Below are 13506 nucleotides of genomic sequence, written 5' to 3' on the forward strand. Positions count from 1 at the left end.
GCGCCCTCCTTTGGGCCTAGGCCGCCGGCACGGAGTGCGCGGAACAGGCCCGCGGCCCGGCGGGCGGGAAGGGCGGACGGGAAGGGCGGGAAGGGCGCGGGAAGGACGGGACGTGCGGGGCCCGGCCGGACTCAGTCGGTCACGGTCGCGGAGCCCACGGCCGCGGAGCCCACGGCCGCGGAACCCGCGATCGACGAACCCACGGACCCCGGGCTCGCGACCGCCGCGTCGGCGGCAGCGGCGAACGCGCCGTGGGCGAGAGTGTGCAGCAGGGCGGCCATGCCGTCCCGCTGAAGACCGGAACGCTCGCCCTGGGCGGAACGCTCGCCCTGGCCGGGGTTCGAGCCGAGGCTGTGCGGGGTGGAGTTGATCAGGCCGAAGACGGCGTGCACGGCGGCCCGCGCCACCGGCTCGGCGGCGGGGTCGGCCAGTGGCGGGTAGGCCTGCCGGACCACGTCCACCCAGAGTTCGACGTAGCCGCGCTGGAGGCGGCGGACGGTGCGGCGGTCCTCCTCCTTGAGGTTCAGCAGCTCACGGTCGTGCAGGGTGATCAGGTCGCGGTCGTCCAGGGCGAATTCGACGTGGCCGCCGATCAGCGCGTCCAGCGCGGCGGCCGGACCGTCGCCGCCGCCCGCCCGGCGGCGCCCCTCCTCCAGCAGGCGCTCGCTGATGCCGATCAGCAGGTCAGCGAGCATCGCGTCCTTGCCGGCGAAATGCCGGTACAGGCCGGGGCCGCTGATCCCGACGGCCTTGCCGATCTCGTCCACGCCCACACCCAGGAAGCCCCGGGCGGCGAACAGGCGCGCGGCCTCCCGGCGGATCTGGTCGCGGCGTGGGAGCGCGGAGGCTGCGGGGACGTTCGGCATGCCGTCCATCGTAGACAGTCGGGTTATCCGTCGTTAACCTGGGCGGCGTAAGTTAACGTTAATTAACGTGGGATTCCATGGGCGCACCACTTCCGGCGCCCGCCTGGTGCCGAGGGCAAGGGAGCTCTTGGAAATGGTCGTCTCAACCGCCGGCGTACCCACCGGCCTCCAGATCAGTGCAGCGAACGGCACGTCGGCGGCGCCGACCGCCGTACCGCCCGGAGCCGCCGCACCGGCTCCCCGGCTCGGCACCTCCGTCGACCCGGGCTCCGCGGCCTACCGCGCCAACACCGACGCGCACCTGGCCCTGGTCGCCGAGCTGCGCGCGAAGCTCGACGCGGCTGCCCTGGGCGGCGGTGCCAAGGCCCGCGCCCGGCACACCGCGCGCGGCAAACTCCTCCCCCGCGACCGGGTGGACACCCTGCTCGACCCGGCCTCGCCCTTCCTGGAGCTGGCCCCGCTGGCCGCCGACGGGATGTACGACGGCGCGGCGCCCGCGGCCGGGGTGATCGCCGGCATCGGCCGGGTCGCCGGGCGCGAGGTGGTGGTGGTCGCCAACGACGCCACCGTCAAGGGCGGCACCTACTACCCGATGACGGTGAAGAAGCACCTGCGCGCCCAAGAGGTCGCGCTGGAGAACCGGCTGCCCTGCGTCTACCTGGTGGACTCCGGCGGCGCCTTCCTGCCGATGCAGGACGAGGTCTTCCCGGACCGCGACCACTTCGGCCGGATCTTCTACAACCAGGCCAGGCTCTCCGCCGCGGGCATCCCGCAGATCGCGGCCGTGCTCGGCTCCTGCACGGCCGGCGGCGCGTACGTCCCGGCGATGAGCGACCAGGCCGTCATCGTCCGCAACCAGGGCACGATCTTCCTGGGCGGGCCGCCGCTGGTGAAGGCCGCCACCGGCGAGGTGGTCACCGCCGAGGAGCTGGGCGGCGGAGACCTGCACTCCCGCACCTCGGGCGTGACGGACCACCTGGCCGAGGACGACGCGCACGCCCTCTCCATCGTCCGCACGATCGTCGCCGGGCTCGGCCCGCGGGCGGAGAAGCCCTGGCCGCTCGCTCCGGTCGAGCCGCCGGCCGTGGACCCGGCGAGCCTGTACGGGGCCGTCCCGGTCGACCCGCGCACGCCCTACGACGTGCGCGAGGTGATCGCCCGCCTGGTGGACGGCAGCCGCTTCGCCGAGTTCAAGGCCGAGTACGGCGCGACCCTGGTCACCGGCTTCGCCCGGATCCACGGCCACCCGGTCGGCATCGTCGCCAACAACGGCGTGCTGTTCTCCGAGTCGGCCGTCAAGGGCGCCCACTTCATCGAGCTGTGCGACCAGCGCGGCATCCCCCTCCTCTTCCTGCAGAACATCACCGGCTTCATGGTCGGCCGGCAGTACGAGGCGGGCGGCATCGCCAAGCACGGCGCCAAGATGGTCAACGCCGTCGCCTGCACCCGCGTCCCGAAGCTGACCGTGGTGATCGGCGGCTCGTACGGAGCCGGCAACTACTCGATGTGCGGCCGGGCCTACTCGCCGCGCTTCCTGTGGATGTGGCCGGGCGCCAAGATCTCCGTGATGGGCGGCGAGCAGGCGGCCTCCGTCCTCGCCACCGTCCGCCGCGACCAGCTGGAGGCGCACGGCGAGCAGTGGCCCACCGAGGCGGAGGAGGAGTTCAAGCGCCCCGTCCGCGAGCAGTACGAGCGCCAGGGCAACGCCTACTACGCCTCCGCCCGGCTCTGGGACGACGGCGTGATCGACCCGATGGACACCCGCACCGCCGTCGGCCTCGCGCTCACCGCCTGCGCCAACGCCCCGCTGGCACCGCCCGCCCCGTACGGCGTCTTCCGCATGTGACCCCCGGCGGGACACCCCAGCGTTCGTGACCCCCTTCCCTTCCGGGTGTGACGACCGTTCCCGGGTGTGACGTCCGTGGCGCCGGTCCGACTCCGGACCGGCGCCCGACCGCCCACCGCCACCTCCTTCGTACGGCTCCCCTCGACCCGGAGGAACGCCTCCCATGTTCGACACAGTTCTGGTCGCCAACCGCGGCGAGATCGCCCTCCGGGTGATCCGCACCCTGCGGCGGCTCGGCGTCCGCTCGGTCGCCGTGTTCAGCGACGCGGACGCCGACGCTCCGCACGTCCGCGAGGCGGACGTCGCGGTCCGGCTCGGCCCTGCCGACCGCAGCGACAGCTCGGCGGCCGAGACCTACCTGCGGACCGACCAGATCCTGGCCGCCGCCCGCCGCACCGGCGCCCAGGCCGTCCACCCCGGCTACGGCTTCCTCGCCGAGAACGCCGGCTTCGCCCGCGCCTGCGCCGACGCGGGCCTCGTCTTCATCGGGCCGCCCCCCGGCGCGGTCGAGCTGATGGGCGACAAGATCAACGCCAAGGAGGCCGTCCGGGCCGCCGGCGTCCCGGTGGTCCCCGGCAGCCAGGCCACCGCGCCGACCGACGACGATCTCGTCGCCGCCGCCGACGAGATCGGCTACCCCGTGCTGCTCAAGCCGTCCGCCGGTGGCGGCGGCAAGGGCATGCGCCTCGTACGGGACCGGGCCGACCTGCCCACCGAGATCGCCGCCGCCCGCCGGGTCGCCCGCACCGCCTTCGGCGACGACACCCTGTTGCTGGAGCGCTGGATCGACCGGCCGCGCCACATCGAGGTGCAGGTGCTGGCCGACGCCCACGGCACCACGGTCCACCTCGGCGAGCGCGAGTGCAGCCTGCAGCGCCGCCACCAGAAGCTGATCGAAGAGGCTCCCTCCGTTCTCCTCAATGCCGAGACCCGCGATGCGATGGGCGCCGCAGCCGTCCGCGCCGCGGAGTCCTGCGGCTACACCGGGGCCGGCACCGTGGAGTTCATCGTCCCCGGCATCGACCCGGACGCGCCCGTCTCCGCCTCCGAGGGTGTGCGCGACTTCTTCTTCATGGAGATGAACACCCGTCTCCAGGTGGAACACCCCGTCACCGAGCTGGCCGTCGCCGTCGGCGCCGACTCGGCCCGGCTCGACCTGGTCGAGTGGCAGCTGCGCGTCGCCGCCGGCGAACCGCTCGCCTTCACCCAGTCCGACGTCTCCTTCCTGGGCCACGCCATCGAGGCCCGCATCTGCGCCGAGGACCCGGAACGGGACTTCCTGCCCACCGGCGGCCGCATCCTCACCCTGGACGAGCCCCGGGGCGAGGGCATCCGCGTCGACTCCGGGGTCGCCCCCGGAACCGTCGTCACCAGCGCCTACGACCCCATGCTCGCCAAGGTCATCGCGTACGGGCCCGACCGAGCGACCGCGCTGCGCCGGCTCCGCGCCGCGCTGGCCGACACCCGCATCCTGGGCGTCACCACCAACACCGGCTTCCTGCGCCGGCTCCTCGCACACCCCGAGGTCGCCGCCGGACGCCTGGACACCGGCCTGGTGGAGCAGACCGCCCAGCAGCAGCCGGCCCTGCTCACCGCGCCGTACTCCCCCGTCAACGCGACCGCCCCGGGCGGGACCGCGGCGCCCGCCCACCTCCTTTACTACGCGGCCGCGCTGGCACGGCACCTGGAACTCACCCCGGCCGCCGGCCCCGGCAGCTGGACCGACCCGTTCTCCCTCCCCTCCGGCTGGCGCCTGAGCGGCACGCCCGCCTGGACCACGCACCGACTCCGCGCGCCCGGCCAGGATCCCGTCGCGGTGCGCGTCCGCCCGATCACTTCCGGCAACGTAGCCGACGCCACCGACAATCCCGCCGGGCTCGTCCGCGAGGTCGAACTCCGGCTCGGCGACGGGCCGGTGCACCGCGCCCGCGCCGCCCTGGCCGGCGACCGGCTGCACCTGACCGTCGACGGCCTGCAGACCACGTTCTCGCTGGCCACCGACGCCGGCCCCGGGCTCGCCGCCGGCCCGGTGACCTGGCTCGGCATCGAGGGCGACGCCTGGCCGCTGCACGCCTACGACCCGGCCGTCGAACGGGCCGGCGGGGCCGGCGCGCACCACGGCGCCCTGACCGCCCCGATGCCCGGCACCGTCACCGTCGTCAAGACCACGGCGGGCGAGACGGTCCGCAAGGGCCAGCCCCTGCTCGTGCTGGAGGCCATGAAGATGGAACACGTGATCGCCGCACCGCACGACGGCGTGGTGGCCGAACTGCGGGCCACCGCCGGCGCCACCGTCGCGATGGAGGACCTGCTCGTCGTGGTCACCCCGGCCGAGGAGGCCGCCGCCGACGGTGCCGCCGCCGAACCTGCGGAGGTGCGGTCGTGACCGCCCCCGCGCACGAGCCCGACGCCCTCGACCTGGGCCTGCCCGACCCGGTCCGCGCCCCCGGCCTGCCCGAGGAGGTCCGGATCCACGAGGTCGGACCGCGCGACGGCCTGCAGAACGAGGGCACCCTGGTGCCCGTCGAGGTGAAGGCCGAGTTCATCGCCCGGCTCGCCGCCGCCGGCCTGCGCACCGTGGAGGCCACCAGCTTCGTTCACCCGAAATGGGTACCGCAGCTGGCCGACGCCGAGGACCTGATGCCCCGGCTCGCCGACCTGCCGGCCCGTCACCCCGGCCTGCGGCTGCCGGTCCTGGTGCCCAACGAGCGCGGCCTGGACCGCGCGCTCGCCCACCGCGCCGACCACATCGCGGTGTTCGCCAGCGCCACCGAGACCTTCGCCCGCCGCAACCTCAACCGTTCGGCGGACGAGGCCATGGCGATGTTCCGCCCGGTCGTGACGCGGGCCACCGAGGCCGGGGCCACCGTCCGCGGCTACCTCTCGATGTGCTTCGGCGACCCGTGGGAGGGGCCCGTCCCCGTCCCGCAGGTGGTCCGGTACGGCGTTCAGCTGCTGGAGATGGGCTGCTCGGAACTGAGCCTCGGCGACACCATCGGCGTGGCCACCCCGGGCCAGGTGGGCGCCCTGCTGACCGGCTTCGCCCGGGCCGGGGTGCCGGCCGAGCGGCTCGCCGTGCACTTCCACGACACCTACGGCCAGGCGCTCAGCAACACCCTGGCGGCGCTGCGCGAGGGCGTCACCACGGTGGACGCCTCGGCGGGCGGCCTGGGCGGCTGCCCGTACGCGAAGAGCGCCACCGGCAACCTCGCCACCGAGGACCTGGTCTGGATGCTGCACGGGCTCGGCATCCGCACCGGCGTGGACCTGCGCGCCCTGGTCGCCACCAGCGGCTGGATGGCCGAGCGCCTCGGCCGCCCGAGCCCCTCCCGCACCGTCCAGGCGCTGCTCGGCGCCGCCCGGGGCTGACCGGCCCCGCTCCGGCGCCGGCCGCGCTCCGCGCGGGTCCGGCCGGCGCCACGCACCACGTCCGCCCCCAACCACATCGCGCGACCGCCCGACCGCCAGACGGACGCCGGTCGTCCCGCTCACCGCCCGCGACCACTCGGCCGGGCACCAGGAGGATCACCATGTTCGACCACCGACTCAGCAGCGAGTACGAGGAACTGCGGCGCACCGTCGCCGAGTTCGCCCGGGACGTGGTGGCGCCGAAGATCGGCGACCTCTACGAGCGCGAGGAGTTCCCCTACGAGATCGTCCGCGAGATGGGCCGGATGGGGCTCTTCGGCCTGCCCTTCTCCGAGGAGTACGGCGGCATGGGCGGCGACTACTTCGCCCTCGGCCTCGTCCTGGAGGAGCTCGCCCGCGTCGACTCCTCGGTGGCGATCACGCTGGAGGCCGCCGTCTCGCTCGGCGCGATGCCGATCTACCGCTTCGGGACGGAGGAGCAGAAGCGCGAGTGGCTGCCCCGGCTGACCTCGGGCGAACTCCTCGGCGCCTTCGGCCTCACGGAGCCGGAGGGCGGCTCGGACGCCGGGGCCACCCGCACCACCGCGCGGTACGACGAGACCACCGACGAGTGGGTCATCAACGGCACCAAGTGCTTCATCACCAACTCCGGCACCGACATCACCGGTCTGGTCACCGTCACCGCACTCACCGAACCGATCGCTCGTTCGAGTGAAGAGGGCGAATTCCGCTCGTCCACGCGGGAGATCTCGTCCATCATCGTGCCCACCGGGACCCCGGGGTTCCAGGTCTCGAAGAAGTACTCGAAGGTCGGGTGGAACGCGTCCGACACCCGCGAACTGTCCTTCACCGACTGCCGCGTTCCCGCGGCCAACCTGCTGGGCGAGCGCGGCCGGGGCTACGCCCAGTTCCTGCGGATCCTCGACGAGGGCCGCATCGCGATCGCGGCCCTGGCCACCGGCCTGGCCCAGGGCTGCGTCGACGAGTCCGTCAAGTACGCCGGCGAGCGCCGGGCCTTCGGCCGGCCGATCGGCGCCAACCAGGCCGTCCAGTTCAAGCTCGCCGACATGGAGCTGCGGGCCCACACCTCCCGCCTGGCCTGGCGGGACGCCGCTTCCCGGATGCTGCACGGCGAACCGTTCAAGAAGGAGGCCGCGATCGCGAAGCTGTACTCGTCCGAGGCCGCCGTCGACAACGCCCGCGAGGCGACCCAGATCCACGGCGGGTACGGCTTCATGAACGAGTTCCCGGTCGCCCGCTTCTGGCGCGACAGCAAGATCCTGGAGATCGGGGAGGGCACGTCCGAGGTCCAGCGCATGCTCATCGCCCGGGAGCTCGGCGTCACCTCGTGACCGACCGGTGGTGACCGACCGGCCCTCACCGGCGCGGTCGTGACGGCACGTTCGTGACCGTCACGACCGCGCCGGTCGCGTCCTGAGCCGAACCCGCCGGGTCGAGGAGTGGGCCGGGAGGAACGAACCGCGAGAACGGGCCACGACGGAGGAGGCCGCGCGGGAGGGCGTCCGGACGGACCGTCAGGGGATCACGATCACCGGGCGGTTGGCCCGCCGCGCCAGCCGTCCGGAGACCGATCCGAAGAGCTTGCCGAGCAGGCCGTGCGTCGTACCGACGACGATCGCGTCGGCGGCGTACTCGCGGCCGACCTCCTCGATCTCGTGGCAGATGTCGCCGCCGCGCTCGACCAGGATCCACGGCACCCCGGCGAGGAAGTCCGCACAGGCGAGCTCCAGGCCGAGGACCTCGGTCCGGTGGTCCGGGAGGTCGACGAAGACGGGCGGCTCGCAGCCCGCCCAGACCGTGGCGGGCAGCCGGTTGGCGACGTGCACGATCACCAGGCCGCACTGCGACCGGCGCGCCATGCCGACCGCGTAGGCGAGGGCGCGCTCGCTCGACAGCGAGCCGTCGAACCCGACCACCACACCGTGCTGGAACGTCGGGTCGAGGGACGGCGCGGGGGTGTCCTGCGCCGACGGCTCGAAGTGCCCGTCGAACGCACCGGCCGCGCCCGGGGCCGCCTCCGGACGCTCGGCGCCCGGGCCGAGCCGGCCCGTCACCGGAGGCCCCGCAGGGTCGGCCGGGGAATCACCGCGCCGCGGGCGGGGCCCCGGGCGGTCACGGCGGGCGAGGTCGCCGCGGCGGCCGAAGCCCCGCAGGGCGCGGGTGAGGCCCCGGGGGCCGGGGTCCGTGCGATCGACTTCTCCCCCGGTCGCTGCGCCCGCACCGCGGGGCGTGTCCGGTCCAACCGGTCGGGGAGGCTCAAAACCAGCCATGGCTCACGGCTCTTCGAGGGAGAGGGGCCGACAGAAGAGGACAACGCTGCCCGGGCAGCAGGCCCGCCCACGGGATGACGTCGGTCTGCGCCGCGCAGCACCGTATGTGACCTGTTCCTTTCAGAGTACGACGGGCAGGGGGCCCAGCCCAGCGGCGAAGCCCCGGAGCGACGTTGTTCCCGCGAAAGGAGGATGCGCCCGCCGTGGCAGTGCGCCCTGTCCGCAGACGATCGCGCCCCCTCCGGAAAGGAGGTTCTCTGGAGCTTGACTGAGCGGACCGGGCGGCGCAACAGGCCCCCGGGACACCGTGACCGGACTGTCATTGATCGGCGACGATCCGTTGCGACACGTCGCGAACCGTCACGCCCCGCAGGTCCCGCACGGCCCCGCCGGCCTGCCCGCGCCCCACCCGCACCCGGTCCGCGCGGGACCCGTACGTCAGCTGTCGGAGCCTGATCCAGCCACTTCGTACGGCTTCGCGACGCGGTCTGGCATTTGCCACGTGCATAGGCGCAGGCGCTGGCACCATGCTCGGCATGCCCCTGCTCCTGTTCGACCTCGACAACACGCTGCTCCCCCGGGACGCCGCCTTCCGGGCCTGGGCGCAGGACTTCCTGTCCGAGCACGACCTCCCGCCCGGCGACCTCGACTGGTTCGTCACCCTCGACGGCGGCGGCTACGTGCCGCGCAGCACCGTACTGTCCGCGGTCCGGCGCCGCTACGGCCTGGACGTCTCCGCCGACTTCCTGCTCGCCCACTACCGACGCGGCATCAACTCCCACATCCACTGCCCGCCCCGCCACATCGAGGCGCTGCGCGCCGCGCGGGAGGCCGGGTGGACGCTCGGGATCGTCAGCAACGGGGGCACCCGGCCGCAGCTGGAGAAGATCCGGCGGACCGGGCTGGGGCCGCTGGTCGACGGCTGGGTCATCTCGGAGGAGGCCGACTGCGTCAAGCCGGACCCGCTGATCTTCGAGCTGGCCGCCCAGCGGTGCGGCGTCGCACCGACCGGGAACTGGGCCGAGCACACCTGGATGATCGGGGACCACGCGCCCGCCGACATCGCCGGGGCCGAACTGACCGGGCTCCGCAGCGTCTGGCTGCACCACGGCAGGCCGTGGGCGGAGAACGGCTACCGGCCGACGCTGAAGGCGGCCGGGCTGCCGGAGGCCGTCGGCCAGGTGCTCGCCGCCCGCAACGCGCCCGCGCCCCGGCCGGGGGTCCGCGCCGGCGGCCCGGCCCGGCGCGGCTCCACCGGGACACCGGTGCAGGCGACGGCGCAGTTCGGCGCACGGCCCGGCGCACGATCGACGACGGCCGCCCCGGCGGGTCCGAGTGCGCCCGTTCCCGCGAACGCCGGGACGGGCGGGGCGTCGGTCGTCGGCGCCGGGTCCGGTGTCCGAAACCGATCCGGCGGGTTTGCCGTGATCGCCGACGGCCGCACCGGCCCGGGAGCGGTCTCCGGCGCGCGGGCGGGTGCCTCGTCGGACCCGGGTGCGGACGGCCGGGCAACCCTCCCGGTCGGACGTCCGGCTCCCCTTCGCCCGGCGGCCGACGGGACCGCGCCCACCGCCCGTACGGTCTTCGCCAGCGCGCCCCTGGCCGCGTCGGTCGCGGTGGCCCTCGCCCCACCGGCCACCGCACCGGTCGCGTCCTGAGCCCCGGCGGCGACGGTCACGACCACGGTGGTCACGGCGGCCGTGGTCACGGCCGTCGCCGGGTAGCGCCCCGCCGACCGGCAGGCGGCCGGACCACAACCGGACCCCGGCCGGACCGCCGCTGGAGGGCGCCCCGAACGCGGCCGGGAGGCCACCGCGCAGCGGTCGTACCGCCCGGCCGGCGCCGGTCAGCCCTGCGCCGGGGTGCGGCTCCACCAGCAGGTACGGGCCCGTTCGACGAATCCGAGCTTGCGGTAGAGCGGTTCGCCGAGCGAGGTGGCGACCAGGGTGGCCGGGCGGTCCGGGTGCGTGTGGACCAGGGCGGTCCGCAGGACGGCCCCGGCCACCCCGCGGCCGCGCCGGTCGGGCAGGGTGGCGACCCAGTACACGCCGGTGGCCCGCCCGTCGTCGTAGGTGAGGCAGGTGCCCGCCACGGCGCCGTCGTCGCGGCCGAGCCACGCTCGCCACCCGGGCTCGCCCAGCAGCCGCTCCGGGAGCGCGTCGCCGCGCACCCAGGGCCGGCGGGCGGGCAGCGGGAAGCCCTCCACGATCGCCCGTTCGACCAGCGCGAAGCTGTCGCCGTCCACGGCCTCATCGACCGTCAGGACCCCGCCCCCGTGCGCCTGCGAGACCGCTGGCAGGGCGGCCGTCGCGCCCTCGACCGGGCCGGGGTCGCGGACCATCACCGGCATGAGCGGCATCCGGGCGGCCCCGAAGCGGGTGAGGTCGAGCCCGCCGTACGGGTCCTCCAGCGTGAAGTGCACGGTCGACCAGTCGGCCAGCAGGTCCGCCAACTCCCGCTCCACCGCTTCCGGTTCGGTGTAGGGGCGGGTCAGCACGATGCGGTGCGCATCGTCCGGCGTACGGGCGCAGCGGACCGCCGTCAGGCCCGGGAGGACACGGGAGCGCCAGCCGTGCGCGCGGGCTTGGGCGAGCCAGAATGCGGCGGCGTTGTCGTTGGCCCGTTCGAGCCGGCTGTCGGTGTTCACGGCAGGACCGTAACCCGGCGGTCCGGATAGCGGTTCCGCCGCACCAGGCTTGGCCGGATGAAGCCTGGGAGGCGCACGACCCGCACCTGTGCGCCCTCCCGTGCACCGCCGATTTTCGGTCAATTTCGCGCCGATCCCTCCCGCTTGGGCAAATCCGCAGCCCAGACCCGCCGATCGGGCGCACGGGGCCCGGACGCCCCAGGAGCGGCCCCGCGACAACCAGCCACCGTTGCCCCGGCCCTCTTCCCAGAAGGGTCGACGGGTGCCACGCTTCGTGATCGAATGCATCACGCCAAATTGCCATGTCGACATAGCGTCGGATGGTGAACTTGTCACAACGGCAATGGTCCACCCGATAGATTTCGATCTTGGCCAGCAGTGCCGCACCACCCACACCACACCACCGAGGGGGCTTGAGCGCCTTGAGCAGGGTGAGCAGGAGCGACGCGGGTCCTGACAGCGGCCAGGCGGTGGCCGGCACCGCGGGTCGGGCCGCGAGAAGCACTGGCACCTCCGCGATCGCCGCCACCTCCCGCACCACGGGCGCCGCCCCGCACTCCTCGCACCCCGCAGCGCACCTCCCCGTCGGCGGCCCGGGCGCGGTCCCGACCGCCGCCGAGCACGGCGCGGCGGCGCCGTACGGAGGCCAGTCGCCGGCCGGGGGACACGCCGGAGGGCAGAACTCCGGCGGACAGCCGGTCGGCGGACAGCCCGTCAGTCGAGGCCTCGTCAGCCACGCCCCGGCCTACGGCGGCGAGTACCCCGGCTATCCCGGCTACTCCGGCCACCCCGCCTACCCGGGCGGCGCCCCGGGCCACAACGGCGGCCCCGGGGCCGCGGGCGGCCCGCTCGGCGGACTCGCGCTCGGCACCGCGCCCGGCCACGGCCCGCTGGCCCACGGCGGCCCTGGCGCGAACGGCTCCCCGGCCTCGATGTCGGCGGCCGCCCCGCGCAAGCTGTCCGGCCGGCGCCGCCGGGAGACCGTCGCGGTGCTGATCTTCGGCGGCGCCCCGATCTTCGAGAGCTCCATCCCGCTCTCGGTCTTCGGCGTGGACCGCCAGGACGCCGGGGTGCCCCGCTACCGCCTGCTGGTCTGCGCCGGCGAGGAGGGCCCGCTGGCCACCACCGGCGGCCTGACCCTCTCCGCCCCGTACGGCCTGGAGGCCCTCGCCCGGGCCGGCACGATCGTCGTACCGGCCTGGCGCTCGATCTCCCAGCCCCCGCCGGTCGAGGCGATCACCGCCCTGCGCAAGGCCCACCACGAGGGCGCGCGGATCATCGGCCTCTGCACCGGCGCCTTCGTCCTGGCCGCCGCCGGCCTGCTCGACGGCCGCCCGGCGACCACCCACTGGATGTACGCGCCGACGCTGGCCAAGCGCTACCCGCGGGTGCACGTCGACCCGCGCGAGCTGTTCGTGGACGACGGCGACGTGCTCACCTCGGCGGGCACCGCCGCCGGCATCGACCTGTGCCTGCACGTGGTGCGCAGCGACCACGGCGCCGAGGCCGCCAACGCGCTGGCCCGCCGCCTGGTGGTGCCCAGCCGTCGCGGCGGCGGAGGACAGGCCCAGTACATCGATCAGTCTTTACCGGAGGAGATCGGCAACGACCCGTTGGCCGAGGTGGTCACCTGGGCGCTGGAGAACCTCAACCAGCAGTTCGACGTCGAGGTGCTGGCGGCTCGCGCCTACATGAGCCGGCGCACCTTCGACCGGCGGTTCCGCACGCTCACCGGCAGTGCGCCGCTGCAGTGGCTGATCACCCAGCGGGTGCTCCAGGCGCAGCGGCTGCTGGAGACCTCGGAGCTGTCGGTGGACGACGTCGCGCGCCGGTGCGGGTTCCGCTCGCCGGTGGCGCTGCGCGGGCACTTCCGACGCCAGCTCGGGGTCTCCCCGGCCGCGTACCGGACGAGCTACCGGGCACGCCGCCCCGGGCAGCAGCCCACGGCGGCCGGTGCGCACGGCGGCGACCTCCGGCTGCCCGGCGCGCTGTCGCACGCGGCGGCCGGCGCGGCCGCGGGCGGCGCGCTGTTCGGCGGGGCGCACGGCGGACAGCCGGCGCAGCCGTTCCCGGGCGGACCGGGAGCGCCGCTGCCGGTCGGTCCGCACGGGCAGCCGCTGCACGGCCAGCCGGTCGGGTTCGGCCCGGGGCAGGTCGGGACGCCGGCCGCCCAGGGCTTCCATGCCCGGGCCGGCCAGCCGTACCCGCACCAGCAGGCGTCACCGCAGCCGCACCCCGGGCAGCAGGGTGCGGCGGGACGCGGTCCGCTGCGGCCGCCGGTGGTGCCGCCGCAGGCCGGGCCGGGTGCGGGGGCGGGACGTCCGCCGCGCACCGCCGAGCACGCGGCGGCCGAGGACGGCCTGCCCCAGCCGGGGGCGCGCGGCCAGGGCCAGGGGCACCGGAGCGCGGTCGAGCGGCCCGCGGACGAGCCCGGTGCGGCCGGGCGCGGCCACGGCGGGGCCACCGGACGGGTGCCGGCCCCCACGG

Annotated in this window: 7 protein-coding genes and 2 pseudogenes; 6 read left to right on the forward strand and 3 right to left on the reverse strand. The window is 75.1% G+C overall.

From position 1 onward, the window contains the following. Positions 1-131 precede the first annotated feature (131 nt). A complete protein-coding gene (locus tag AB0D10_RS08095) occupies positions 132-866 on the reverse strand; it encodes a TetR/AcrR family transcriptional regulator (protein WP_360253151.1) in 735 nt (244 codons plus the stop codon). A gap of 133 nt (positions 867-999) precedes the next feature. On the opposite strand from AB0D10_RS08095, the gene AB0D10_RS08100 reads away from it, so the two are divergent. The 4 genes from AB0D10_RS08100 (at position 1000) to AB0D10_RS08115 (ending at position 7433) form a co-directional block, all read left to right on the forward strand. Next, positions 1000-2712, forward strand: coding sequence for a carboxyl transferase domain-containing protein (locus AB0D10_RS08100; RefSeq protein ID WP_360253153.1), 1713 nt, complete (start codon positions 1000-1002; stop codon positions 2710-2712). Positions 2713-2875: 163 nt separating this feature from the next. Further along, positions 2876-5098 carry a biotin carboxylase N-terminal domain-containing protein gene (locus AB0D10_RS08105; protein WP_360253155.1) on the forward strand — a complete coding sequence of 741 codons (2223 nt, stop codon included), beginning with the start codon at positions 2876-2878 and terminating at the stop codon, positions 5096-5098. A gap of 32 nt (positions 5099-5130) precedes the next feature. Further along, positions 5131-6081: a hydroxymethylglutaryl-CoA lyase gene (locus tag AB0D10_RS08110; RefSeq protein WP_360253531.1), complete on the forward strand. Its 951-nt coding sequence runs from the start codon at positions 5131-5133 to the stop codon at positions 6079-6081. A 161-nt stretch (positions 6082-6242) separates the two neighbouring features. Then, complete coding sequence (locus tag AB0D10_RS08115; protein ID WP_360253157.1) at positions 6243-7433, forward strand: acyl-CoA dehydrogenase family protein; 1191 nt, start codon at positions 6243-6245, stop codon at positions 7431-7433. A 183-nt stretch (positions 7434-7616) separates the two neighbouring features. Here the strand turns inward: AB0D10_RS08115 and AB0D10_RS08120 are convergent. Next, positions 7617-8051, reverse strand: a pseudogene (locus tag AB0D10_RS08120) (universal stress protein); the annotation flags it as partial. Positions 8052-8908: 857 nt separating this feature from the next. Between AB0D10_RS08120 and AB0D10_RS08125 the strand changes: the two are divergent. Beyond that, on the forward strand, positions 8909-10030 hold the full coding sequence (locus tag AB0D10_RS08125) for an HAD-IA family hydrolase (RefSeq protein WP_360253159.1): 1122 nt from the start codon (positions 8909-8911) through the stop codon (positions 10028-10030). A 188-nt stretch (positions 10031-10218) separates the two neighbouring features. Here the strand turns inward: AB0D10_RS08125 and AB0D10_RS08130 are convergent, their stop codons facing one another. Then, complete coding sequence (locus AB0D10_RS08130; RefSeq protein ID WP_360253161.1) at positions 10219-11019, reverse strand: GNAT family N-acetyltransferase; 801 nt, start codon at positions 11017-11019, stop codon at positions 10219-10221. A gap of 932 nt (positions 11020-11951) precedes the next feature. Here AB0D10_RS08130 and AB0D10_RS08135 point away from each other — a divergent pair. After that, a pseudogene (locus tag AB0D10_RS08135) lies at positions 11952-12950 on the forward strand (helix-turn-helix domain-containing protein); the annotation flags it as partial. Positions 12951-13506: the final 556 nt, after the last annotated feature.

Source organism: Kitasatospora sp. NPDC048545 (assembly GCF_040651155.1).
Lineage (GTDB): Bacteria > Actinomycetota > Actinomycetes > Streptomycetales > Streptomycetaceae > Kitasatospora.

Coding starts and splice junctions, on each gene's coding strand:
- AB0D10_RS08095 (WP_360253151.1), bottom strand. CDS start 866: ATGCCGAACGTCCCCGCAGCCTCCGCGCTCCCACGCCGCGACCAGATC.
- AB0D10_RS08100 (WP_360253153.1), top strand. CDS start 1,000: ATGGTCGTCTCAACCGCCGGCGTACCCACCGGCCTCCAGATCAGTGCA.
- AB0D10_RS08105 (WP_360253155.1), top strand. CDS start 2,876: ATGTTCGACACAGTTCTGGTCGCCAACCGCGGCGAGATCGCCCTCCGG.
- AB0D10_RS08115 (WP_360253157.1), top strand. CDS start 6,243: ATGTTCGACCACCGACTCAGCAGCGAGTACGAGGAACTGCGGCGCACC.
- AB0D10_RS08125 (WP_360253159.1), top strand. CDS start 8,909: ATGCCCCTGCTCCTGTTCGACCTCGACAACACGCTGCTCCCCCGGGAC.